The sequence below is a fragment of the Neisseria sicca genome, assembly GCF_003044565.1.
Taxonomy (GTDB): domain Bacteria; phylum Pseudomonadota; class Gammaproteobacteria; order Burkholderiales; family Neisseriaceae; genus Neisseria; species Neisseria sicca_A.
Genome location: NZ_POXG01000008.1, coordinates 79,450 through 101,914, shown reverse-complemented (window position 1 = coordinate 101,914; position 22,465 = coordinate 79,450). Strand labels below are relative to the sequence as shown.

24 protein-coding genes and 1 tRNA gene are annotated in these 22,465 nt (G+C 51.7%); 11 read left to right on the top strand and 14 right to left on the bottom strand.

Features of this window, described 5'->3' with window-relative positions; all coding sequences use genetic code 11:
- Positions 1–5: 5 nt before the first annotated feature.
- The 6 genes from DBZ16_RS13190 to rsmI form a co-directional block, all read right to left on the bottom strand.
- The gene (locus DBZ16_RS13190; RefSeq protein ID WP_107814313.1) at positions 6–539 is read right to left on the bottom strand and encodes a F0F1 ATP synthase subunit delta; all 534 of its coding nucleotides are present in this window, start codon (positions 537–539) and stop codon (positions 6–8) included.
- Positions 540–543: 4 nt separating this feature from the next.
- A complete protein-coding gene (locus DBZ16_RS13185) occupies positions 544–1,014 on the bottom strand; it encodes a F0F1 ATP synthase subunit B (protein ID WP_019270018.1) in 471 nt (156 codons plus the stop codon).
- An 87-nt stretch (positions 1,015–1,101) separates the two neighbouring features.
- The gene (gene atpE, locus DBZ16_RS13180; protein WP_003760443.1) at positions 1,102–1,335 is read right to left on the bottom strand and encodes a F0F1 ATP synthase subunit C; all 234 of its coding nucleotides are present in this window, start codon (positions 1,333–1,335) and stop codon (positions 1,102–1,104) included.
- 50 nt (positions 1,336–1,385) lie between these two features.
- The gene (gene atpB / locus DBZ16_RS13175) at positions 1,386–2,255 is read right to left on the bottom strand and encodes a F0F1 ATP synthase subunit A (protein ID WP_107814312.1); all 870 of its coding nucleotides are present in this window, start codon (positions 2,253–2,255) and stop codon (positions 1,386–1,388) included.
- Positions 2,245–2,598, bottom strand: a complete 354-nt coding sequence (locus DBZ16_RS13170) for an ATP synthase subunit I (RefSeq protein WP_070497397.1) — start codon at positions 2,596–2,598, stop codon at positions 2,245–2,247. The genes atpB and DBZ16_RS13170 overlap by 11 nt, the downstream gene beginning before the upstream one ends.
- A 428-nt stretch (positions 2,599–3,026) precedes the next feature.
- Positions 3,027–3,914: a 16S rRNA (cytidine(1402)-2'-O)-methyltransferase gene (gene rsmI, locus DBZ16_RS13165; protein WP_107814311.1), complete on the bottom strand. Its 888-nt coding sequence runs from the start codon at positions 3,912–3,914 to the stop codon at positions 3,027–3,029.
- Positions 3,915–3,969: 55 nt separating this feature from the next.
- Between rsmI and DBZ16_RS13160 the strand changes: the two genes are divergently transcribed.
- The 7 genes from DBZ16_RS13160 to DBZ16_RS13125 all read left to right on the top strand — a co-directional run bounded on the left by DBZ16_RS13160 (position 3,970) and on the right by DBZ16_RS13125 (position 11,116).
- Entirely contained in the window at positions 3,970–4,317 is a 348-nt protein-coding gene (locus DBZ16_RS13160) for a YraN family protein (RefSeq protein ID WP_070497169.1), read from the top strand.
- A gap of 4 nt (positions 4,318–4,321) precedes the next feature.
- Entirely contained in the window at positions 4,322–4,915 is a 594-nt protein-coding gene (locus DBZ16_RS13155; RefSeq protein WP_107814310.1) for a phosphoheptose isomerase, read from the top strand.
- A 72-nt stretch (positions 4,916–4,987) separates the two neighbouring features.
- Positions 4,988–5,599 (top strand): BON domain-containing protein, encoded by a 612-nt coding sequence (locus tag DBZ16_RS13150; protein WP_107814309.1) that lies wholly within the window; start codon positions 4,988–4,990, stop codon positions 5,597–5,599.
- 100 nt (positions 5,600–5,699) lie between these two features.
- Positions 5,700–6,305, top strand: a complete 606-nt coding sequence (locus DBZ16_RS13145; protein WP_107814308.1) for a ribonuclease E — start codon at positions 5,700–5,702, stop codon at positions 6,303–6,305.
- A gap of 177 nt (positions 6,306–6,482) precedes the next feature.
- Positions 6,483–7,262: a type I methionyl aminopeptidase gene (gene map, locus DBZ16_RS13135; RefSeq protein ID WP_003768885.1), complete on the top strand. Its 780-nt coding sequence runs from the start codon at positions 6,483–6,485 to the stop codon at positions 7,260–7,262.
- Between the two features lie 587 nt (positions 7,263–7,849).
- Positions 7,850–8,143, top strand: a complete 294-nt coding sequence (locus DBZ16_RS13130; protein WP_003744960.1) for a helix-turn-helix domain-containing protein — start codon at positions 7,850–7,852, stop codon at positions 8,141–8,143.
- Positions 8,144–8,278: 135 nt separating this feature from the next.
- The gene (locus DBZ16_RS13125; RefSeq protein WP_107814306.1) at positions 8,279–11,116 is read left to right on the top strand and encodes a valine--tRNA ligase; all 2,838 of its coding nucleotides are present in this window, start codon (positions 8,279–8,281) and stop codon (positions 11,114–11,116) included.
- A gap of 82 nt (positions 11,117–11,198) precedes the next feature.
- Here DBZ16_RS13125 and DBZ16_RS16445 read toward each other — a convergent pair whose 3' ends face one another.
- The 4 genes from DBZ16_RS16445 to DBZ16_RS13110 form a co-directional block, all read right to left on the bottom strand.
- Complete coding sequence (locus DBZ16_RS16445; protein WP_240600382.1) at positions 11,199–11,534, bottom strand: YcxB family protein; 336 nt, start codon at positions 11,532–11,534, stop codon at positions 11,199–11,201.
- A gap of 101 nt (positions 11,535–11,635) precedes the next feature.
- Positions 11,636–11,845, bottom strand: coding sequence for a hypothetical protein (locus DBZ16_RS16440; protein ID WP_240600380.1), 210 nt, complete (start codon positions 11,843–11,845; stop codon positions 11,636–11,638).
- Positions 11,846–12,022: 177 nt separating this feature from the next.
- Entirely contained in the window at positions 12,023–12,772 is a 750-nt protein-coding gene (locus DBZ16_RS13115) for a HesA/MoeB/ThiF family protein (RefSeq protein ID WP_107814305.1), read from the bottom strand.
- Positions 12,773–12,926: 154 nt separating this feature from the next.
- Positions 12,927–13,403, bottom strand: coding sequence for a cyclic pyranopterin monophosphate synthase MoaC (locus tag DBZ16_RS13110; protein WP_107814304.1), 477 nt, complete (start codon positions 13,401–13,403; stop codon positions 12,927–12,929).
- 266 nt (positions 13,404–13,669) lie between these two features.
- On the opposite strand from DBZ16_RS13110, the gene ppc reads away from it, so the two are divergent.
- The 4 genes from ppc to DBZ16_RS13085 all read left to right on the top strand — a co-directional run bounded on the left by ppc (position 13,670) and on the right by DBZ16_RS13085 (position 18,997).
- A complete protein-coding gene (gene ppc / locus DBZ16_RS13105; RefSeq protein ID WP_107814303.1) occupies positions 13,670–16,372 on the top strand; it encodes a phosphoenolpyruvate carboxylase in 2,703 nt (900 codons plus the stop codon).
- A 426-nt stretch (positions 16,373–16,798) separates the two neighbouring features.
- Positions 16,799–17,167: a hypothetical protein gene (locus tag DBZ16_RS13095; RefSeq protein ID WP_107814302.1), complete on the top strand. Its 369-nt coding sequence runs from the start codon at positions 16,799–16,801 to the stop codon at positions 17,165–17,167.
- 92 nt (positions 17,168–17,259) lie between these two features.
- Positions 17,260–17,613 (top strand): hypothetical protein, encoded by a 354-nt coding sequence (locus DBZ16_RS13090; protein ID WP_060974580.1) that lies wholly within the window; start codon positions 17,260–17,262, stop codon positions 17,611–17,613.
- 37 nt (positions 17,614–17,650) lie between these two features.
- Positions 17,651–18,997, top strand: a complete 1,347-nt coding sequence (locus DBZ16_RS13085; RefSeq protein ID WP_107814301.1) for a chloride channel protein — start codon at positions 17,651–17,653, stop codon at positions 18,995–18,997.
- Between the two features lie 545 nt (positions 18,998–19,542).
- On the opposite strand, the gene DBZ16_RS13080 is transcribed toward DBZ16_RS13085, so the two are convergent.
- From DBZ16_RS13080 to ftsE, 4 genes are all read right to left on the bottom strand, one after another.
- Positions 19,543–19,619, bottom strand: a tRNA-Met gene (locus tag DBZ16_RS13080).
- A 246-nt stretch (positions 19,620–19,865) separates the two neighbouring features.
- Positions 19,866–20,405 carry a hypothetical protein gene (locus tag DBZ16_RS13075; RefSeq protein ID WP_107814300.1) on the bottom strand — a complete coding sequence of 180 codons (540 nt, stop codon included), beginning with the start codon at positions 20,403–20,405 and terminating at the stop codon, positions 19,866–19,868.
- A 100-nt stretch (positions 20,406–20,505) separates the two neighbouring features.
- Positions 20,506–21,423: a permease-like cell division protein FtsX gene (ftsX, locus tag DBZ16_RS13070; RefSeq protein ID WP_003758748.1), complete on the bottom strand. Its 918-nt coding sequence runs from the start codon at positions 21,421–21,423 to the stop codon at positions 20,506–20,508.
- Positions 21,420–22,070 (bottom strand): cell division ATP-binding protein FtsE, encoded by a 651-nt coding sequence (gene ftsE / locus DBZ16_RS13065; RefSeq protein ID WP_003765335.1) that lies wholly within the window; start codon positions 22,068–22,070, stop codon positions 21,420–21,422. Before ftsE ends, ftsX begins: the two co-directional genes overlap by 4 nt.
- Positions 22,071–22,465: the final 395 nt, after the last annotated feature.

Sequence of the window (22,465 nt, the reverse complement as noted above, 5' to 3'; positions counted from 1 at the left end):
CTCTCCTAATTTGTCATAGTCGCATACAGGGCATTCAATTTACCCTGCACCGACAAATCCAAGACCTGGTCACCCACTTCAACTTTGACACCGCCGATTAACTCAGGCGCAACTTCAGTTGTAATTTGCAACTCACTGTCAAAGCGTTTTTTCAATATTTCAGCCAACTCAGCCAGTTGATCTTCAGTCAATGGATAAGCGCTGTAAATTACAGCAGACTTAGTATGATTGAATGACAAGGTTAAAGCTTGATATTGAGCATAGACTTCAGGCAATACGGGCAAACGTTTTTGCTCTGCCAAAACAGTAATGAAATTTTTCAATTCATCACTTTTTAACTCAACGAGTTCGGCAAGCACATTTACCTTTTCAGAAGTATTTGTTTCAGGTCGCTCAATCAAAGAAATGACTTTCTCATTTTGAACAACCGCGGCTAATTCTTCCAGTCCGCCCAACCAAGACTCAATTTGGTTTTTTTCCTGCGCCAGATTGAATAATGCTTTCGCATAAGGTCTGGCAATCGTTGCGAACTCAGCCATAAGATTACAGCTCCTGTTTTAAGGCACTGAGCAACTGCGCATGTTTGGAAGTATCAACTTCACTGCGCAAAATAGACTCGGCACCTTTAACTGCCAACGCAGCAACTTGTTCACGCAAAACTTCGCGTGCACGATTCATTTCTTGCTGCGCATCGGCTTTAGCTTGTGCTGTAATCCGCACCGCCTCGACAGAAGCTTGTTCTTTCGCTTCTTCTACGATTTTGGCGGCACGTTTTTCGGCGTTAGCTACCATTTCGGAAACTTGGTTACGCCCTTCAGCCAAGAGTTCTGCAACTTTCTTCTCTGCCTGTTCAAAATCGCTCTTACCGCGCTCGGCAGCAGCCAAGCCTTCGGCAATTTTTGCGGCACGCTCATCTAATGCTTTTGCGATCGGCGGCCACACAAATTTCATGGTAAACCAAACCAAACCGAAAAAGACGATGATTTGAGCGAATAAGGTTGCATTAATATTCACGTTAGTTAACCTTCGTACTAGTGTTAATCAAACAGACCAAAGTCTAAACAGACCAAAGTCTGTACCTAGACGGAACACGCCGTTTGATTATGCACCAAATGGTTTAACGAAGGCGAACAACAGCGCAATAGCCACACCAATCAGGAATGCAGCATCAATTAGACCAGCGATCAGGAACAATTTAGTTTGCAGCGGACCAATCAATTCAGGTTGACGCGCAGAAGACTCCAAATATTTGGAACCAACCATTGCGATACCGATAGAGGCACCCAATGCACCCAATGCTACGATCAAACCACATGCAATTGCTACCAAACCCATTTTTTACTCCTTGAGAAAACAAAGAAAGTTAATGAAAAACTACCTAATAATTAATGTGCATCATGAGCTTGTCCGATATAGACAAACGCCAAGGCCATAAAGATAAATGCCTGCAGGGTAATCACCAAAATATGGAAAATTGCCCATGCCAATCCGGCAAGGATGTGGAAACCAAACAGAATCGGATCCAACACTTCAACGCTTCCAGATGATGCCCAAGCACCACCCAGCAAAGCAATCAGGAGGAACACCAGCTCACCGGCATACATATTACCGAACAACCGCATACCGTGAGAAACTGTTTTAGAAAGGAATTCAACAAGATTCAAAAGAAAGTTGGCGGGAGCAAGTTTGGCGCCAAACGGAGCGCTGAACAACTCATGAATCCAACCACGAACACCTTTGATTTTAATATTGTAATAAATACAAATTACCAAGACACCGATAGCCAACGCCAAAGTAGTATTCAAATCTGCAGTCGGCACAATGCGCAGCAATGCATGATGGTTACCTGTAATAATGTTTTGCCACAGCCACGGGAACAAATCCACCGGCAGCATATCCATGGCATTCATCAGGAAAATCCATACGAACAGGGTCAAGCCCAACGGAGCAATGGCTTTTCGGGATTGTTCGTTGTGAATAATGCTTTTACACATATCATCCACAAATTCAAACAAAATCTCGACAGCAGCCTGAAAACGACCGGGTACACCTGCTGTCGCCTTCTTGGCTCCACGCAAAAGTAGGAAACTGCCGATTACGCCCAACAATACAGAGAAAAATATTGCATCGATATTAATAAAAGAAAAATCAGCAATATTGTCCAAGCCCTGTCCTTTAGCTACATCGGAAAGGCTGGTTAAACTTTGCAAGTGGTGCGTGATGTAATCAGTAGCAGTAATTTTGTCACCTGCCATAATGCTTCACTCTCAACGATACTAAAAAAACCAAATGGCTGACACCGAGCAATCCGAACAAGAACGGAAAGAATATCAAAGACTGATGCCAAACCATAAATACGGCAAGCATCATCACCAGCGACAGCACTACTTTTAAAACTTCCCCAATAATGAAAGCCTTACCATGATACAAAGGATTACGTTTGGAAAGTTTTAAAAGTAAAACTGCGAAAGCGGAAGGGACAAGGTAGGAAAACCCACCTGCAACAGCAGACCAAAATCCTGCCAAACCTGAAAATGCGGCGCTAATCAGCGCAACCGCTGTCAAAACCAGAATTTGTAAGATGAGAATCTGCTTCATAAAAACGGGAAATCCCGACAGTAATGCGAGGCTAAATATAATCAAGAAGCCTATGTACGTCAAGCAATATGTTAATCTTTGTGAGTCTATATCTGACTTCACCTTAACGTAAGGCAAAGAATTCGCATTATATCACGCATTACATACAATTACAGACATTGGTCGGCTGAATTGTCGATATTTCCATCTTAATTTTAAAAGAAGGTTATCTGAATGTTTCAGACGACCTTCACCATCAAGCTTTATGAAAGTTTCTTATTTATTTTGCTTAAAATAAAACAAGGCAAGTTAGCAAACATCCGGGCAATGAAATTAAGAAATCTAAATCTTCTTTGCTCAAAAGTCCGTGACTCAGCGCATGACCGATGTCAATATGAATCATGGCTCAACAACTGCCCTTCCCTCTTGTTTCAGACGACCTCCTACTCTCAAACGTCGTCTGAAACCCGTTTCCACTCCAACGCCGAGTCGTACAAGGCTTTTTTGCCTTCTCCGGTAATTTTGGCGGCAAGTTCGGCGGCCTGTTTGGTGGGCAGTTCGGCGGCGAGGATTTTCATAACGTTTTGCGCGGCTTCGGGCAAGGTATCGTGTTTTTCACGAAGCGCAGGATGGAGGATGAGCACCATTTCCCCGCGCGCTTGATTGCCGTCATTTTTTAGGGTCGCCTGAATTTCAGTAACCGAGCCGCTAAGAAAGGTTTCGAAGGTTTTGGTGATTTCTCGGGCGAGAGTCAGGCTGCGTCCGGGGAAGAGAGCCGCCATGTCGGCAAGGGTGGCTTCGATACGGTGCGGGGTTTCAAACATCACAACGGGAAAATCAGCCTGCGCCCATTTGGCGAGCAACTTCTGCCGTTCGCCGGATTTCGGCGGCAGGAAACCGTTGAAATAGAAATTAGGTTCGGTAACGCCTGCGACGCTCAATGCGCCCATGATCGCGCTCGCGCCGACAACGGGGACAACTTTAAACCCTGCCTCGCGCACGCGGCGGGCGAGTTTCGCACCGGGATCGCAAACCGCAGGCGTACCCGCGTCAGAAACTTGTGCGACGGTGAGGTCGTCTGAAAGATGGTTGATGATTTTGTCCGCCATCTGCTGTTCGTTATGCTCGCGCACGCTGACGAGCTTGCCCTGTATGCCGTATGCACTCAGAAGCTGTGCGGTAACGCGCGTATCTTCGGCACAGATGATGTCGGCTTTTTGCAGGACGGCGAGCGCGCGCAGGGTGATGTCCGCCAAATTGCCGATGGGCGTGGCGACAACGTATAATGTCCGTTTTTCAATACTGTCGGCGGCTTTTTGAAGGTGTTTTTGAAACATGGCTTTATCAGGTCGTCTGAAAACAATATAACGATATTATACGGGGTAAACTTCCATGCGTCTGAACCACAAACAAGGGGCGGCGGGCGAAGATAGCGCGCTGGCGTTTCTTCTTTCGCAAGGCTGCAAACTCGTGGCGCGTAACTGGCACTGCGCTTACGGCGAAATCGATTTGATTGTCAAAAACGGTAACATGATTCTGTTTGTTGAAGTAAAATACCGCAAAAATCAGGGTTTCGGCGGTGCCGCATACAGTATTTCGCCGTCTAAGTTATTGAAACTGCAACGGTCTGCGGAGTATTATCTGCAACAAAACGGCATGACGGATACCGCGTGCCGCATCGATGCGGTACTGATAGAAGGAAACCGCCCACCCGAATGGATAAAGAATATTACAGGTTGACGATATGACGACTTTACAAGAGCGCGTTGCCGCCCATTTCGCCGAAAGCATTCTTGCCAAGCAGGAAGCCGAAAAAGTGCTGGTCGAGCCGACTGCTCAAGCAGCCGAATTGATGCTGCAATGCCTGATGAACGACGGCAAAATTTTAGCCTGCGGCAACGGCGGTTCGGCTGCCGACGCGCAGCACTTCGCCGCCGAAATGACCGGACGCTTTGAAAAAGAGCGGATGGAACTTGCCGCAGTCGCGCTGACGACGGACACTTCCGCGCTGACCGCCATCGGCAACGACTACGGTTTTGACCATGTGTTCAGCAAGCAAGTGCGCGCGCTCGGACGCGACGGCGACGTTTTGGTCGGCATCTCTACCTCCGGCAACTCCGCCAACGTTATCGAAGCCATCAAAGCGGCACATGAACGCGATATGCACGTCATCGCCATGACCGGCCGCGACGGCGGTAAAATCGCCGCTATGCTCAAAGACACCGACGTACTGCTCAACGTCCCCTACCCGCGTACCGCCCGCATTCAGGAAAACCATATCCTGCTGATACACGCCATGTGCGACTGCATCGACTCCATGTTGCTTGAAGGAATGTAAGCCTTTTTCAGACGACCTTTTTTTAAAGGTCGTCTGAAACATATCCGCCGAACCCATCATCAAGGAAAAAATATGAACATCAAACGCCATACCGCACCCGTTCTGACCGCCCTCCTCCTCAGCCTGACACTCAGCGGCTGTGTCGGCGTACTCCTCGGCGGCGCGGCAGTCGGCACCAAATCCGCCGTCGACCGCCGCACCACAGGCGCGCAAACCGACGACAACGTAATGGCAGTGCGCGTCGAAACCACTGCCCGCTCCTACCTGCGCCAAAACAACCAAGTGCAGGGTTATACCCCCAAACTCAACGTCGTCGGCTACAACCGCCACCTGCTGCTGCTCGGACAAGTCCCCACTGAAGGCGAAAAACAATTCGTCGAACAAATCGCCCGCGCCGAACAAGCCGCCGAAGGCGTGTACAACTACATCACCGTCGCCCCCCAAGGACGCACCTTCGGCGACGTAACCAACGACACATGGGGCACATCCAAAGTCCGCACCGCCCTTTTGGGCCTCAAACCCACCACGCAGGCGCGCGTCAAAATCGTGACCTACGGCAACGTGACTTATGTGATGGGCATCCTGACGCCTGAAGAACAAGAAAAAGTTACCCAACGCGTCAGCACCACCGTGGGCGTACAAAAAGTCGTTACCCTGTATCAAAACTACACCCAGCAGCCATAGGATTGTTCCTTGACTGAGAGGTCGTCTGAAACCCAATTTTGTTTCAGACGACCTATTACGATACAATCCGCCCGATTGATTTCATTTTTACCGATTTATCATGTCCAAAACCCCTAAATCCTCATTTCAACTCAAACCCAAACATTTAATCAGAGCCTTTTTCGGCGTCTGCATCATTGCCGTTGCCGCCTTGGTCATCGGCGTCATCAGCACCATCAAAAGCCACGACTCCCAAGAACGCGAAGCCATTAAAAACAAACCCGTTCCCAAAGACACCCCTGTCGAAGTCTGGCGTCCCATCGGCGCTCCCGAAGAGGACAGAACCAAGCCTGCCGCCAAAGCCGAGCTTGACGACGACGAAAAAACCGATTCCCGCAATCCCGTCATCCCGCCTAAAAACAAATCAAACGGCAAAAACAGCAACACCACCCCGACTGAGGACGAAGCCTCAGAAGATAAACCCGCCAATAACAAAGCAAACGCCAAACCCGCTGTAACCGAAACGCCCGATACCGAAGAAAAAACGCCGCGCAGCACACCCGCCGCAACAGGCAACAGACGTACTCCGTCGGAACAACCGACTGAATCCAAACCTGCGGCAAAACCCGAACAACGCCAACCCGAAGCAGCCAAGCCGGCACCTAAGCCGACTCCGAAGCCTAAGGCTCCTTCCAAATCCAAAGAAGTCATCGACAATCTATTCTAGTGCGGACTGGCGTTCGGCTTTAATCTGAACTTCCGGCATCAGTCGCGAATCCAAAAAAGCCGAAACGTCCGCACGCCTCGTTGCAGTGTGCCAAAAGCAAGCTGCCGACTCATCCCCTTCCCTTTCAGACGACCTTTGTGCCGCACTAAGGTCGTCTGAAACCATCAAGGAAACAACATGAACGAAATCATCATCAAAACCCCCGAAGAAATCGAGAAAATGCGCGAACTGGGCAAACTCGTCGCCGAAGCCCTCGACTACATCGGACAATTCGTCAAACCCGGCGTAACCACCAACGAAATCGACAAACTCGTTTACGACTACCACGTCAACGTACAAGGCGGCTATCCCGCCCCCCTGCACTACGGCAACCCGCCCTACCCCAAATCCTGCTGCACCTCCGTCAATCACGTCATCTGCCACGGCATCCCCGACGACAAGCCGCTCAAAGAAGGCGACATCATCAACATCGACCTGACCATCAAAAAAGACGGCTTCCACGGCGACTCCAGCCGTATGTTTACCGTCGGCAAAGTCTCCCCCATCGCCCAACGCCTGATTGACATCACCCACGAATCCATGATGGCGGGCATCGCTGCCGTCAAACCCGGCGCAACCTTGGGCGACATCGGCTACGCCTGCCAACAAGTTGCCGAAAACGCAGGCTATTCCGTTGTACAAGAATTTTGCGGACACGGTATCGGACGCGGTTTTCACGAAGCCCCGCAAGTCCTGCACTACGGCCGCAAAGGACAAGGCGTCGTCCTGAAGCCCGGCATGATTTTCACCATCGAGCCGATGATCAACCAAGGCAAACGCCACCTGCGCATCCTAAACGACGGCTGGACGGTCGTGACCAAAGACCGCTCCCTCTCCGCCCAATGGGAACATGAAGTTTTAGTGACAGAAACCGGCTACGAAATCCTGACCATCAGCCCTGCCACCGGCAAACCCTAATCGGGCAAACCATCATCCTGTTTTCAAAGCAAAAAAGGTCGTCTGAAACGCAAACAAGGTTTTCAGACGACCTTTTTAAATTGTCCCTACCAGAACTCAACAGCAGAATAATGCTTCTGCACCATCCTCAGCCAAATCAATCATTATCAAAACCCATTCTCGACTATCCAATTCAAGGCTAAACATCGGACTGAAATATAAACATATCCGCTCATTTCCACTGCACTCTCTCTACAATTTCATGCAAAACAATTATGTATTATAAATAATGTCAAACGCAACATTCCCGATACGACTGTTTATTTATGTAAAATATTATTCTTGCTAAATTACTATCCTGTTGTTTTAAATGTTTTTTCTTCTATAAAATATTTAACTTGGAAATATTTAGCCAATTTATGAAGAATTCTACAAAACTTCTTTCGAATATACTGTCTAACAATTCAGTATAGATAGTTTTTTATGTCGCAATTAATGATTTCCTCTGTAAGGAACCTTGCTACTGAAAACTAATTTGCGCCCCTTCCCAATGTGAAGAAGCAGATTCTTGCTTATCAACAAACAATACAGAAGAAAAAGGAATTTTCATGAAGTCGTTTGAGAAAATTGACAACATCCGCGATATCCGCAAAAAACTCGGTTTGAACCAAATGGACTTTTGGAGCCGTATCGGCGTAACCCAATCCGGTGGTTCACGTTACGAATCCGGTCGCAATATGCCCAAACCTGTACGCGAGCTGCTGCGCTTGGTACACATCGAACGCGTTGACTTGGCAAAAGTAAACCGCGACGATTTGGCGATTGCCTCCCTGCTGAAAAACCGCGACCCTGAGTTGTACGCTTCCTTGAAAAAAGAAGCCAAATCCGACAAAGGCAAATAAGCCCGTTTCGATTTGTTTCAAAAAGGTCGTCTGAAACGATATTCCGTTTCAGACGACCTTTTTGCGCTATAATCCGCAATTATTTTTTAAACAGACGTTTGCCCGCAAACCCTTTTACAGACAGCATTTTTTACCATGTTAGACAAATACAATCCCGCCGAAATCGAATCCAAACACTATCAAAACTGGGAAACCCAAGGTTATTTCCAGCCCGATATGGATTTGACCAAACCGTCTTTTTCCATCCAACTGCCGCCGCCCAACGTAACCGGCACGCTGCACATGGGCCATGCCTTCAACCAAACCATTATGGACAGCCTGACCCGCTACTACCGCATGAAAGGCTGCAACACCGCCTGGATTCCCGGCACCGACCACGCGGGTATCGCCACGCAAATCGTGGTTGAGCGTCAGCTTGCCGCGCAAAACGTGTCCCGTCATGATTGGGGTCGTGAAAAATTCTTGGAAAAAGTGTGGGAATGGAAAGAAGTTTCTGGCGGCACAATTACCCAACAAATGCGACGCGTGGGCTGTTCTGCCGACTGGACGCGCGAGTATTTCACGATGGACGATGTGCGTGCTGAAACCGTGACCGAAGTGTTTGTGCGCCTGTATGAGCAAGGCTTGATTTACCGCGGCAAACGCTTGGTGAACTGGGATCCCGTGCTTGGTACAGCAGTATCGGATTTGGAAGTGGAAAGTGTGGAAGAACAAGGCTCTATGTGGCACATCCGCTATCCGCTGGCGGACAATCCCGCCGAAGCCGTTATCGTGGCGACCACCCGTCCCGAAACGCTGCTGGGCGACGTGGCCGTAGCCGTCAATCCTGAAGACGAACGTTATACCCATTTGATCGGCAAAGAACTAATCCTGCCGCTGACCGGCCGCACCATCCCCGTGATTGCCGACGAATACGTTGAAAAAGACTTCGGTACCGGCTGCGTGAAAATCACGCCTGCGCACGACTTCAATGACTACGAAGTCGGCAAACGCCACGACACGCGCCTGATTAACGTGTTCGATTTGGAAGCCAAAGTGCTGGCAAACGCCGAAGTGTTCAACTTCAAAGGCGAAGCGCAACCAGGCTTTGCCCTGCCTGAAAAATACGCTGGCTTAGACCGCTTTGCCGCACGCAAACAAATGGTTGCCGATTTGCAGGAACAAGGCTTGTTGGTCGAAATCAAAGCGCACACACTGATGACGCCGAAAGGCGACCGTACAGGTTCGGTCATTGAGCCGATGCTGACTAGCCAATGGTTTGTCGCCATGTCCGCTACGCCAAACGGCGGCGAGCCTGACAGCGAATTCAAAGGCCTGAGCCTCGCCGACAAAGCCAAAAAAGCCGTCGACAGCGGCGCGGTACGCTTTATCCCTGAAAACTGGGTCAACACCTACAACCAATGGATGAACAACATCCAAGACTGGTGTATCTCGCGCCAACTGTGGTGGGGTCATCAAATCCCTGCATGGTACGACAACGAAGGCAATGTGTACGTCGCCCACAATCAGGCGGAAGCCGAAAAACAAGCCGGCAAAACAGGATTGACCCGCGAAGAAGACGTATTGGACACATGGTTCTCCTCCGCGCTCGTGCCGTTTTCCACGCTCGGCTGGCCGTCTGAAACCGATGAACTCAAAGCCTTCCTGCCGTCCAACGTCTTGGTAACCGGCTACGAAATCATCTTCTTCTGGGTGGCGCGCATGATTATGATGACCACCCACTTCACCGGCAAAGTACCGTTTAAAGACGTGTACATCCACGGTATCGTGCGCGACCACGAAGGCAAAAAAATGTCCAAATCAGAAGGCAACGTCATCGACCCCGTCGATTTGATTGACGGCATCGACTTGGACAAGCTGCTGGTGAAACGCACGACCGGTCTGCGCAAACCCGAAACCGCGCCGAAAGTGGAAGAAGCCACGAAAAAACTCTTCCCAGAAGGCATCCCCAGCATGGGCGCGGACGCATTGCGCTTTACCATGGCAAGCTACGCCAGCTTGGGGCGTTCGGTCAACTTCGACTTCAAACGCGCCGAAGGCTATCGCAACTTCTGCAACAAAATCTGGAACGCCACCAACTTCGTCTTGATGAACACCGAAAACCAAGACTGCGGCTACGGCGTAACCGCCACCGAACCGCGCGGCTACTCCTTCCCCGATATGTGGATCATAGGTCGTCTGAATCAGACCATCGAGCAAGTAACGCAAGCCTACGAAACCTACCGCTTTGATTTGGCGGCGGAAACCCTGTACAGCTTCGTATGGAACGACTATTGCGACTGGTATTTGGAACTTGCCAAAGTGCAGCTTCAAACCGGCTGCGCCAGCCGCCAGCGCGCCACACGCCATACCTTATTGCGCGTACTCGAAGCCGCCCTGCGCCTACTGCATCCGATTATCCCCTTCATCACCGAAGAACTGTGGCAAACCGTTGCCCCCATGTGCGACGCCAAAACCGCCGACAGCATCATGCTCGCCCGCTTCCCTGAAGCCGACCGCGAACAAATCGTTCAGACGACCTTCGAGCAAATGACCGTGTTGCAGGATTTAATCGGCGCAGTCCGTAACCTGCGCGGCGAAATGGGCATCCAGCCCAACGTGAAAGCCCCACTGTTTGTCGAAAGCGCGGACGACTTGGCAGACTACCTCAAGTACCTGCCGATGATGACCCGCCTGACCGAAGCACAGCAAGTCGCCGCCCTGCCCGAAAGCGAAGACGCCCCCGTCGCCGTCTGCAACGGCGCGCGCCTGATGCTGAAAGTCGAAATCGACAAAGCCGCCGAAACCGCCCGCTTGAGCAAAGAGGCCGAGAAGCTGCAAAAAGCCTTGGACAAACTCAACGCCAAACTCTCCAAACCCGGCTACACCGAAAAAGCCCCCGCGCATCTGGTGGAAAAAGACAAAGCCGATTTGGCGGAGTTGGAAGACAAAATGGCGAAAGTTCAAACTCAGTTGGCTAAGTTGAAGGACTAAATCAGCCCTGCATTTGAAGAACAAAGGCTACCTGAAAACCAAAAATGGTCTTTCAGGTAGCCTTTGTTTCGTTTGGTTTTACCTACTCTGCTGCAGCCTTCAACTCCATCGCCCGGGTATAAAACGCGTGGGCATCCATTCCCGCCTCTGCAAAGGCGGCCATCGGAATAAAATAGACGATGTTACGGTCAATATAAAACAGCAGGAATGCTTGGTCTTCGATGATACGTTCCACGCCTGCCCAATGATGGAAATGCCTGCTGCGCCCTGCCTCCTCCTGAGTAAGGCCTTCGGCTGAAAGGATGACGGAGAAACGTCGCCCATCCAGAGGATGGCTGACTATGCGGGTAAAGCTGCGATATATCCAACGCTGCTCGAAATACGTTACCATGGTGGTGGCGTAGATGAGACCCGCCATTATCCATAGGGAGCTGCCGTCGTCCCCAGCTTTATACAGACAGTACTCCAAACTGTCAGTTTGCGAATCGGCAAACAGATAGCAGTTTTGAATATAAGTATTTAAGTATTGTTGATGCCGTTAAGCAACCAACAAGCAAAGACGAATAGACTACCCCACACCAGCAGGAACGCAGCCGAACCAAACCAATATTTGCGCCGCCAAGCAGGCTCTATATAACGCAAAAGCCGCTTTCCCGCATAGCGTCTGTCTTGATCGGTAGGAGAGAAGGATATTTGCAGGTGTTCAGTTTGCTGGAGGTCTGTGTCCATAGCGTATCCCAAGATTGCTGGTTATTCAGGCAACCCCATTTTATGTGAAATAAGCCGCGTAGGACAGTTTTATCGATGCAAAACCGACCTTTCCTACGGCTTAAACCTTCTTGAAAAGGTCGTCTGAAACTTGGTTTCCGTATCTTTTATCACTTTTAGCGGGCCTTCCCACTACGGTCAGCGCGGTTTACCGCATACGCTGCAATCGGGATTTTTATGGACGCGGAATGTCTGCCATTTGGCAGTGAGTGCGTTGTAAACCGTCAGTTTGCCGTGTGCCGGTTCGCCTGCGCCGGTGAGGATTTTGAGGGCTTCGGCAGCTTGGGTGGCGCCGATGATGCCGACCAGCGGGGAAAACACGCCGAACAAGGCGCAGGCGCCGTCGTCGGCGGTATCTCCGTCAAACAGGCAGGCGTAGCAAGGGCTGTCAGGAAAATCGGGACGGTACACGGCAATTTGTCCTTCAAAACGCACGGCAGCGCCGGAAACCAGCGGGGTGCGTGTGGCGACGGCGGCGCGGTTGATGGCTTGGCGGGTGGGATAGTTGTCGGTGCAGTCGAGGACGATGTCGGCGGTGCGCATGAGTTCGATCAGGCGGGCTTTATCCAGTTTCTCGGTCAATGCGGTAATGTCGCACGCGCTGTTGACGGCTTTCAGACGACCTGCCATCACTTGCGCTTTGGCTTGTCCGATATCGGCTTCGGTGAAAGTGGTTTGGCGTTGGAGGTTGGTGTCGTCTATGGTGTCGTGGTCGGCGATGATGAGTTTGCCGACGCCCGAAGCGGCAAGATACGGGAGGGCTGCCGCACCCAGCCCGCCGCAGCCGACGACGAGGACGCAGGCAGCAAGCATTTTTTCCTGCCCTTCGATACCGATTTCGTCGAGAAGGATGTGGCGGCTGTAACGGAGCAATTGTTGGTCGTTCATAATGGGTCGTCTGAATGTTGTATCACGGATGGAATCGGCAAAACGGGCAACGCCGTCCCGATGTTGGCCTCCTGTTGTATCCATCCGTATGCCTCATGCCAAAGGTCGTCTGAAACCTCAAACCGGTTTTCAGACGACCTTTTTGTTTGTTCAATCAGAAATCGATGTTTTCGTAGGCATCGTCGAATACGAACGGACCGCGTTCGCCGCCGCTTTCGGATTCGAGGTGGATGCGGGTCATCATCATGGACTGGTCGACTTCTTTCATCATGTCGTAGATGGAGATGAGGGCGATGTTGACGCCGGTAATGGCTTCGGTCGTGATGCTTTTGCCGACTTCCGAGGAAACGGTTACGGTGGCTTTGACGTAGGCGAGTTCGATATCGACATCGAAATCGACGCGGACGTGTTGCAGGGGGAGGGGCTGGTAAAGCGGGACAAGCAGCCCGACCTGCTTGATGCCTTGGACGGCGGCGATACGGGCAACGTTGAGGATGCCTGCGTTTTGGGTGGCGTTTTCCGCCAAAACTTTGATGGCGGAAGTACTCATGTTGATGGAGCCGCCTGCTACGGCGGTGCGGACGGTGGGTTGGCGTTTGTCGTTTTCGCGTACGGAATTGAAGTTGAACATACTGTGCCTGCGTGAAAATAGGATTTTATGTCGTAGTATTTTACGGGATTTCTGCGCTTCGGACTATGCTGCGGATACGAACGGCAGAATAATCGGACTGAAATGCACGGACGGTTTTGTTAAGGAATTAACGGCTCGGCTTGTGCGGACGCGGGTTACATCAAGTTTCAGCGTTTTGCAACACCTTTTCCGATGGCGGTTTCAGACGACCTGCTATACAATGTTTTACGTTTGTTTTTGAGATAAATAAATAAAGAGAGAAAATCATGCAACTGCATATCCTGAACAATCCCAAGGACGCCGCTCTGGCAGCAGACGCGGAATTTTTAAAACAGTCTTTGTACAAACTTCTGCACGAAGAAGCTTCGCCTTTGGTGGTGGAAACGGTCAAGCTGTTGTCCACTTCGGACGACAGCGCGGCTTTGATTGAGAAGGTTTTGCCGCAACTGGACGAACAGCAAACCCACGACCTGACACTTGCCTGCGGTCTGTTTGCGCAGATTCTGAACATCGCCGAAGACGTCCACCACGAACGCCGCCGCCAAATCCACGAAGAGGCGGGACACGGCGGCGCGGAAGGCAGCTTGGCGGAAACGGTACGCAAACTCAAAGCGGCGAAAATCGGCGGCAAGGCGGTTCAAAAACAATTAAATACGACCAATGTTACCGCCGTTCTGACCGCGCACCCGACCGAAGTGCAACGCCAAACCGTGTTGAACTTCAACCGCCGCATCCGCGCCCTCCTGCCCCGCCGCGAACGCTGCACCCATGCCGACGCGCTGGCGGAATTGCGTCGCGAAATCGACACTATTTTGCTGGGCTTGTGGCAAACCAGCGAAACGCGCCACCACAAACTCAGCGTCAACGATGAAATCAACAACGGCGTATCCATCTTCCCGATGAGTTTCTTCGAGGCGCTGCCCAAACTCTATCGCAGCATGGAACGCGAATTTCAGACGACCTATCCTGATGTTGACGTGCCCGACATCTTAAAAATCGGCGGCTGGATAGGCGGCGACCGCGACGGCAATCCGTTCGTATCTGCCGAAACCTTGCGTTTCGCTTTCCGCCGCCATGCCGACGCGGTGTTCCGTTTTTACCGAGGCGAACTCGACAAACTCTACCGCGAGCTGCCGCTTTCCGTCCGCCGCGTCAAAGTCAACGACGACGTGATGGCGTTGTCCGACGAATCGCCCGACGAAGAAATCGCCCGCACCGAAGAGCCGTACCGCCGCGCCATCGCCTACATTATGGCGCGCGTCATGGGCAAAGCCCGTTCGCTCGGTTTGGGCATGGGCTGCAAATTCGGCTTCATGATGCCTTATGCCTCCGCGCAAGAGTTTTCAGACGACCTCCACAAGCTGCAACGCTCCCTACGCGACAACGGCAGCGCACTTTTGGGCGAAGGCAGGCTCGCCGACCTGATCCGCTCCGTGTCCGTGTTCGGCTTCCACATGATGCCGCTCGACTTGCGCCAACACGCGGAAAAACACGCCGATGTCGTTGCCGAACTCTTCAAACACGCCGGTTTGGAAGACTACGCCAGCCTTTCCGAAACGGAAAAACAAACCGTCCTGCTGCGCGAGCTGAAACACCAGCGGCCGCTGTCCAGCCCGTTCATCACTTACAGCGAACACACCCGCCGCGAAATGGCGATTTTCAACGAAGCGCGCAACATCAAAGACGAATTCGGTGAAAACGCCGTTACCCAAAGCATCATCTCCAACTGCGAACAGCCCAGCGACCTGCTCGCCCTCGCGCTGCTGCTTAAAGAAAGCGGTCTGTTGACAGTTGAAAACGGCAAACCGCAAAGCCGCATCAACATCGTCCCCCTCTTCGAAACCATCGAAGCCCTCGAAAACGCCTGCCCCGTCATGGAAACCATGTTCAGCAGCAAATGGTACCGCGACCTGCTGCAAAGCCGCGACAACATTCAGGAAATCATGCTCGGCTATTCCGATTCCAACAAAGACGGCGGCTACGTGACCAGCTCTTGGTGCCTCTATCAGGCGGAATTGGGCTTGGTCGAACTCTTCAAAAAATACGATGTCCGTATGCGCCTCTTCCACGGCCGCGGCGGCAGCGTCGGACGCGGCGGCGGCCCGTCTTACCAAGCCATCCTCGCCCAACCCGCAGGCAGCGTAGCCGGACAAATCCGCATCACCGAGCAAGGCGAAGTCATCACCGCCAAATACGCCGACCCCGGCAACGCCGTGCGCAACCTCGAAACCCTCGTCGCCGCGACGCTCGAAGCCAGCCTGCTGCCCGATCAAAAAGACCCCGAACCCGCACTCATGCAGGCATTGTCGGACGTATCGTTCAAATACTACCGCGAGCTGATTACCCACCCCGACTTCATCGACTATTTCCTGCAAACCAGCCCCATACAGGAAATCGCTACCCTCAACCTCGGCAGCCGTCCCGCCAGCCGCAAGACCTTGGCGCGGATACAGGATTTGCGCGCGATACCGTGGGTGTTCTCATGGATGCAAAACCGCCTCATGCTGCCCGCGTGGTACGGCTTCGGCAGCGCAGTGGAAAGCCTGTGCGAAGGCAAACCCGAAACCCTCGCCGCCCTGCAGGAACACGCGCAGCACAACCCATTCTTCCAAGCCATGCTCTCCAATATGGAACAAGTCATGGCGAAAACCGACATCACCCTCGCCGAAAACTACGCCGGCTTGAGCGAATCGCCCGAAAAAGCCGCCGTCATCTTCGGCATGATTAAGGAAGAATACCAACGCAGCCGCAAAGCCCTGCTCGACCTTTTGCAAACCGACGAACTCTTGCGCGACAACCGCAGCCTCGCCCGTTCGCTCGCCCTGCGGATTCCGTACCTGAATGCGCTCAACGGCCTACAAGTCGCCATGCTCAAACGCCTGCGCAAAGACCCGCACGACCCGCACACCCTCCTGATGGTGCACCTGACCATCAACGGCGTGGCACAAGGTTTGCGCAATACAGGTTAAGGCAGCACGAAAAAAGGTCGTTTGAAAACCGTTTCAGACGACCTTTAGACCAAGCGCAAACCGTAACGCGGGCTTTATTTGAGAAAGCCCATACTGTTCTGCTGCATCACTGTGTTTACCGGGGTATGGCAGCCGCTTCGGCGTTGCGGATGATCAACGTACTGACACGCCTTAGCGCGGTATAGTGGATTAAATTTAAATCAGGACAAGGCGACGAAGCCGCAGACAGTACAAGATAGTACGGAACCGATTCACTTGGTGCTTCAGCACCTTAGAGAATCGTTCTCTTTGAGCTAAGGCGAGGTAACGCCGTACTGGTTTAAAGTTAATTCACTATACTGCCCCATATCGCCGCACCATAACATTTCAGACGACCCCGAGGTCGTCTGAAACACAAAAACAGCTTACGTCAAGGGAGCCATCATTATGTCTGACATTGTCTTTATATTGTTATTCGGCAGGCTTCAACCCCACAGGACAACCGACTCATCCGACTCGCCCGTCCCCTTTTGGCATTCGGCGGCAGGCTCGGCTTTGATTTATTTATGCATACGCATAGTGACAATCATCGTTCATGATTCGATTTCCAAAGCCATTGACAGCCTCCCCCTCATCCTGTTTCAAACCATCTGCATGTTCGGCTGCTTGCTTTTGTATTTCAAAATGTTGCGTACCACGACCAACCCGAAACGCCGCCGGTTTATCTATTGGGGACTGGGCATTCTTTCAGGTATAGCCTTAACCCTACTGACCGAAAAATTGTTTTCTTTGGCAAACTTATTTATTATGCATTGACTGGAGGGGCAATAGGATGAATGCCGCTCCTCTTTTTCAGACGACCTCGAGGTCGTCTGAAAACAAAAACATCTTACTCCAAGGCAATAATCATGTTAGACATTATATTCATATTAACATTCGGCAGACTTCAAGCCTCAGGAACACTAGACTTTCCCGACAAGCTCTATCCCATCTGGAAATGGGCGGTAGGCGCGGGTGTACTTTATGCCGTGATAATGACACTGATAAGCTACGTTTTTTACTCATTCTTCTCTCCCTTCAGCTTGTTACTGACTGCCGCCGTGTCATCTGCCTGGTTCGCACTCTATTTCAAACTGCTGCGCACCACCACTGACAAACCTACACAGCACCGATCTATTTACTGGGGTGTCGGCATCGCTTCGGCATTTTTACTACCCTTCGCTCTAGGCTTTCTTAACGCATTGGTGCCCCTTCCGCAATAACCCTTTTCAGACGACCTTTTCCACACTTCCGCATACCATGCCGACCAAACCGCCCGCCTACCACATCACGCACAAAATCCGCCAAACCCGCCGCATCTCGCGTAAAAGCATTGCTTTTCTGTTCCTGCTGGCAGGTTCGGCACTGGTTGCGCTGACCGCCCTCCTGTTTGCTTGGATGGCGGATTTCGCGTTGGAAACGAACGCGGAGCTGGTGCAAAAATATCCTTGGTTTGCCTGGGTCGCCCTGCCCTTCGGGCTGCCGCTCATCGTCTGGATCACCCGCCGTTTCGCCCCCTACACCTCCGGCAGCGGCATCCCGCAAGTGCTCGCCAGCCTCGCCCTGCCCTACGGCGCTAACAAAACCCGCCTGATCCGCCTCCGCGAAACCCTCCTCAAAATCCCGCTGACCTTCCTCGCCATGTGCGCAGGCGCGTCCGTCGGGCGTGAAGGGCCGTCCGTCCAAGTCGGCGCAGCAGTCATGAGCGCGTGGGGCGCATGGTGCAAAAAACACGGTTTCGCCTTTCGCGGCATGCAGGAAAACGATCTTATCGCCGCAGGCGCGGCAGGCGGTCTGGCCGCCGCGTTCAACGCCCCGCTGGCAGGCGTGATTTTCGCCATCGAAGAACTCGGGCGCGAAGTCATGCTGCGTTGGGAGCGGCAAATCCTGCTCGGCGTCCTCGCCGCCGGTTTCATCCAAGTCGCCATCCAAGGCAACAATCCCTATTTTTCAGGCTTCAGCGGCGGCGCGCTCGACAATATGCTCGGCTGGGTATTGGGCTGCGGACTCGCGTGCGGCATCGCAGGCGGACTGTTCGGGCGCACCCTGTATCTCGGCGCCACCGCCTTCGCCCCCGCCAAATGGCGCGAACACATCCGCCGCCATCCCCTGATTACCGCCGCCCTCATCGGCATCCTGCTCGCCGCCATCGGCACGCTTTACCAAGGCAAAACCTACGGCACAGGCTACCACGAAGCCGCCCAAGCCCTGCGCGGCATCCACGAAGCCCCCGCCGGACTCGCCGCCGCCAAATGGTTCTCCACCGTCCTGACCTACTGGACAGGTACGCCCGGCGGCATCTTCACCCCCTCCCTGACCATAGGCGCAGTCTTGGGCGAACGCATCGCCACCCTCACCGGACTCGCCCAAGGCACCCACGTCCTCGTCCTCATCTGCATGGCAGCCTTCCTCGCCGGTGCCACCCAATCGCCGCTCACCTCCGCCGTCGTCGTGATGGAAATGACCGGCGGACAAAACCTCCTCTTCTGGCTGCTCATCGCCTGCATCTTTGCCTCACAAGTCTCCCGCCAATTCTCCCCTCGCCCCTTCTACCACGCCGCAGGCACACGCTTCAAACGGCAGGTGGAACAAAGCGGACAGAAGTGAAGCACGATATCAACGATGCAGGAATGCGTAGGAAAGGTCGTCTGAAATGTTTAGCGATTCGTGGGCATAGCCCACGCTACGAAGGCTATTGGCAACACAAAAAACGTAGCGTGAACTCCGTCCTCGAAAATGATTGACACAAAAAGGTCGTCTGAAAACCCGATATAGGTTTCAGACGACCTTTATGTTTGAACCGGCTATTGTTTTTAGGGACGGTAGCATCCGTAACGTTGGCTTTATCCATGAAGATAATTAGAGAATAGACCGTCTAAAATTTTGGATCGCGAGCAAAGCCCACGTTACAAAGTTTGTTGGCAACACGTGGGTTCTACCCACGATAATGATGAATATAGTGGATTAAATTTAAATCAGGACAAGGCGAGGCAACGCCGTACTGGTTTAAATTTAATCCACTATACAAAGACGAAGGTCGTCTGAAAAACTCAATATCAAGTTTTCAGACGACCTTTCCTACTGATGAGGCTTTACTTACCCAACCATAAAGCCAAGAAAAAACCCTCGGCAGAACCGAGGGTTTGAAAATTTGGTTGCGGGAGCAGGATTCGAACCTACGACCTTCGGGTTATGAGCCCGACGAGCTACCATGCTGCTCCATCCCGCGTCAGAAAGTAGAACTATACAGATACTTGAAAACGCTGTCAAGTATTTGTCGCCCAATTTGAGCAATTCATTAACCATTCAAATTCGCAACGGCAAAACCAATTCCAACAATCTCATGATTTTAAAAAGCTTAAACCAAAATTCGACCCATCAGCGTTAATCAAAACCCCATCGTAAACTATCCAATCTCAAAGAGCCTTTAAAGATGGTTACAACCGGTTTTGGCTTTTCACTGTTGATACAAAGCTTATATTGGAAGACCTAACGGATTGTAAAACACACTGAAATATAGATTCTCAAAGATATCCTGATCGTTTGAGTTTTGCTGATACTGCCCAAGCCCTATTAAGCCGACAGCCCATATCAGACAAATCATGATTGCCAACCTGACAATCAGGCGCTGTTTGTGCGGCATAAGGCTACACAGCCAATCTGCACATACAAGCATACCCGACATCACCCAAACTACATATCCCCAGCCAAATACACCAGATAACCCAAATATCGACCCCGGTATCATCAGGGTTAACATTAAACAGGGTAACAAAGGCAAGATCTCTTTCTCATCATTCAATCTGATATATAAAACAATAAAAATTACATTGGCAAATGTAGGCCAACCTAACGGAAGCCAAAGGAAAAATAAGCCTGCCGACCAAACTAGCAAACCCATAGCTCCATTCACGGCAGGCAAGCACAAGGATAAGATGAACAGTATCTGCGCCATCCTTCTCAAGAATTTGCTCAAACTCAGGTCATAGTCGAGTGGCAGTAGATTCCCCTGCATATTATTTCCTTATACGATAAATGGCAGCTAATCAAAGGTCGTCTGAAACCTTGTTTTAGAATTTCAGACGACCTTTTGCCTTTGCTTCAATCCAATGTTTTTATTTCTTGGCTCTAAAGCCCAACAGATGTTGCGTGGTGGCAAGCCATGCGCCGAAGACGCCCAAGGCGATGACGAAGCCGAACACCAGCGAAACTTCGCTGAAATGGAAGAAACGCCAGCCGATATTGAGTCCGTAGGGTTTGAAGATGGCATCGACCAACGGGCGCACGGCGGAAAGCAGCCAGCCGCACAGTCCCAAGCTGACGGCGGCGGAGAAGATACTCTGCCACATGGCTTGATAAAGGAAGGGGCGGCGGATGAACGATGCGGGCGCGCCGAGCAGCTTGGTGATTTCGATTTCTTCTTTGCGGCTTAGGATTTGCAGACGGATGGTGTTGTGCGCGACCAGGACGAACGCCATACCCAGCGTCAGTGAAAGAAACCATAAAATTTTGCGGATGAACTCGTTGATTTGATACAGCGTTTGCACCCATTCGGTGTCCATGGTGGCGGATTCGACCATGGGCAGCTTGACCATATCCTGATAAATCGCCTGCATTTGTGCGGGCGGCGTAGCGGGGTCGGGCGTTACGATAAAGGCGTCGGGCAAGGGATTGCCGTCGAGCATGGAAACGAGGTTTTGGTCGAGGTTGGATTGCAGCTCTTCCAAGCCTTCCTGCTTGCTGATGAAACGGATTTTGTTGAGGCGGGCATCGCGTTCCAACAGGTTGCGGACGGTATCGCTGTCGGCTTTGGAAGCATCGGTTTCCATATAGAGCGTGATTTGCGGTGACTCGTTGAGCTTGCCTAAAACGCTTTGTCCGCTTTGGATGGCCAAATACATGAAAAGCGGCAGGGTCATGGCGACGGCGAGCATCAGGAGAGTGAGCAGCGTGCCGACGGGTTGGCGCAGGAGTTGTTTGAGCGCAGTACGCGCGGATTCGACGTGCAGCGAGACGTAGTGGATGATGCTCATGCGAGTCGTCCTTTCGAGAGGCGCAGGATGCGGTGGCCGTAGTCTGCCATGAGGGTTTCGTCATGGGCGGCGACGATGACGGTGGTTCCTGCTTCGTGGAAGGTTTTGAACAATTCCATGATGTCGAGCGCGTAGGCGCGGTCGAGGTTGGCGGAGGGTTCGTCGGCAATCAGGAGGCTCGGTTGGTGGACGACGGCACGGGCGATACACAATCGTTGCTGTTCGCCGCCCGACAGGGTTACGGGATCGTCCAATTCGCGTCCTTTCAAGCCGACTTTTTCAATAGCGATGCGGGCGCGCTCTTCGGCTTTGCGCGGCTGATAACCGATAATCCGCAGCGGCAGGATGACGTTTTGCAGGACGTTGCGGTCATAGAGGATTTTGTGGTCCTGGAACACGATGCCGATATGTTGGCGCATGAAGCCGATTTGGTTGTCGCTCAATTCGCCCAAGTCTTGGTTGTTGAACCACACTTTGCCTTTGCTGGGCTTGGTAATACCGGAAATCAGCTTGAGGATGGTGGACTTGCCGGAGCCGGAATGGCCGGCGATAAATATCATTTCGCCTTTTTTGATTTGGAAGCTGACGTTTTTCAGGGCTTCAAAACCGCCGGGATAGGTTTTGGAAACTTGTTCGAAACGGATCATAAGGTATTCCTGGAAAGGGGTCAGGACAAACTTATCCACAGTTAATCCACAAAAGGATACGCTATCGGAGATAGGTCGTCTGAAAAATAGGATATGTGCCGAATTATAAAGATTTCGGCGTTTTTTTGATAGTTTGCTCGGATATGGACGGCGGTAGGCAAAGCGTCGGACTGACGGCTTTACAACACAATATTACAAGTGTGATTGTCGCCACCATTTTATAGTGAATTAACTTTAAACCAGTACGGCGTTGCCTCGCCTTAGCTCAAAGAGAACGATTCTCTAAGGTGCTGAAGCACCAAGTGAATCGGTTCCGTACTATCTGTACTGTCTGCGGCTTCGCCGCCTTGTCCTGATTTAAAGTTAATCCACTATATTCAACCGTATTTATCCAC

Coding starts and splice junctions, on each gene's coding strand:
- DBZ16_RS13190 (WP_107814313.1), bottom strand. CDS start 539: ATGGCTGAGTTCGCAACGATTGCCAGACCTTATGCGAAAGCATTATTC.
- atpE (WP_003760443.1), bottom strand. CDS start 1,335: ATGGGTTTGGTAGCAATTGCATGTGGTTTGATCGTAGCATTGGGTGCA.
- atpB (WP_107814312.1), bottom strand. CDS start 2,255: ATGGCAGGTGACAAAATTACTGCTACTGATTACATCACGCACCACTTG.
- DBZ16_RS13170 (WP_070497397.1), bottom strand. CDS start 2,598: ATGAAGCAGATTCTCATCTTACAAATTCTGGTTTTGACAGCGGTTGCG.
- rsmI (WP_107814311.1), bottom strand. CDS start 3,914: ATGTTTCAAAAACACCTTCAAAAAGCCGCCGACAGTATTGAAAAACGG.
- DBZ16_RS13160 (WP_070497169.1), top strand. CDS start 3,970: ATGCGTCTGAACCACAAACAAGGGGCGGCGGGCGAAGATAGCGCGCTG.
- DBZ16_RS13155 (WP_107814310.1), top strand. CDS start 4,322: ATGACGACTTTACAAGAGCGCGTTGCCGCCCATTTCGCCGAAAGCATT.
- DBZ16_RS13150 (WP_107814309.1), top strand. CDS start 4,988: ATGAACATCAAACGCCATACCGCACCCGTTCTGACCGCCCTCCTCCTC.
- DBZ16_RS13145 (WP_107814308.1), top strand. CDS start 5,700: ATGTCCAAAACCCCTAAATCCTCATTTCAACTCAAACCCAAACATTTA.
- map (WP_003768885.1), top strand. CDS start 6,483: ATGAACGAAATCATCATCAAAACCCCCGAAGAAATCGAGAAAATGCGC.
- DBZ16_RS13130 (WP_003744960.1), top strand. CDS start 7,850: ATGAAGTCGTTTGAGAAAATTGACAACATCCGCGATATCCGCAAAAAA.
- DBZ16_RS13125 (WP_107814306.1), top strand. CDS start 8,279: ATGTTAGACAAATACAATCCCGCCGAAATCGAATCCAAACACTATCAA.
- DBZ16_RS16445 (WP_240600382.1), bottom strand. CDS start 11,534: ATGGCGGGTCTCATCTACGCCACCACCATGGTAACGTATTTCGAGCAG.
- DBZ16_RS16440 (WP_240600380.1), bottom strand. CDS start 11,845: ATGGACACAGACCTCCAGCAAACTGAACACCTGCAAATATCCTTCTCT.
- DBZ16_RS13115 (WP_107814305.1), bottom strand. CDS start 12,772: ATGAACGACCAACAATTGCTCCGTTACAGCCGCCACATCCTTCTCGAC.
- DBZ16_RS13110 (WP_107814304.1), bottom strand. CDS start 13,403: ATGTTCAACTTCAATTCCGTACGCGAAAACGACAAACGCCAACCCACC.
- ppc (WP_107814303.1), top strand. CDS start 13,670: ATGCAACTGCATATCCTGAACAATCCCAAGGACGCCGCTCTGGCAGCA.
- DBZ16_RS13095 (WP_107814302.1), top strand. CDS start 16,799: ATGTCTGACATTGTCTTTATATTGTTATTCGGCAGGCTTCAACCCCAC.
- DBZ16_RS13090 (WP_060974580.1), top strand. CDS start 17,260: ATGTTAGACATTATATTCATATTAACATTCGGCAGACTTCAAGCCTCA.
- DBZ16_RS13085 (WP_107814301.1), top strand. CDS start 17,651: ATGCCGACCAAACCGCCCGCCTACCACATCACGCACAAAATCCGCCAA.
- DBZ16_RS13075 (WP_107814300.1), bottom strand. CDS start 20,405: ATGCAGGGGAATCTACTGCCACTCGACTATGACCTGAGTTTGAGCAAA.
- ftsX (WP_003758748.1), bottom strand. CDS start 21,423: ATGAGCATCATCCACTACGTCTCGCTGCACGTCGAATCCGCGCGTACT.
- ftsE (WP_003765335.1), bottom strand. CDS start 22,070: ATGATCCGTTTCGAACAAGTTTCCAAAACCTATCCCGGCGGTTTTGAA.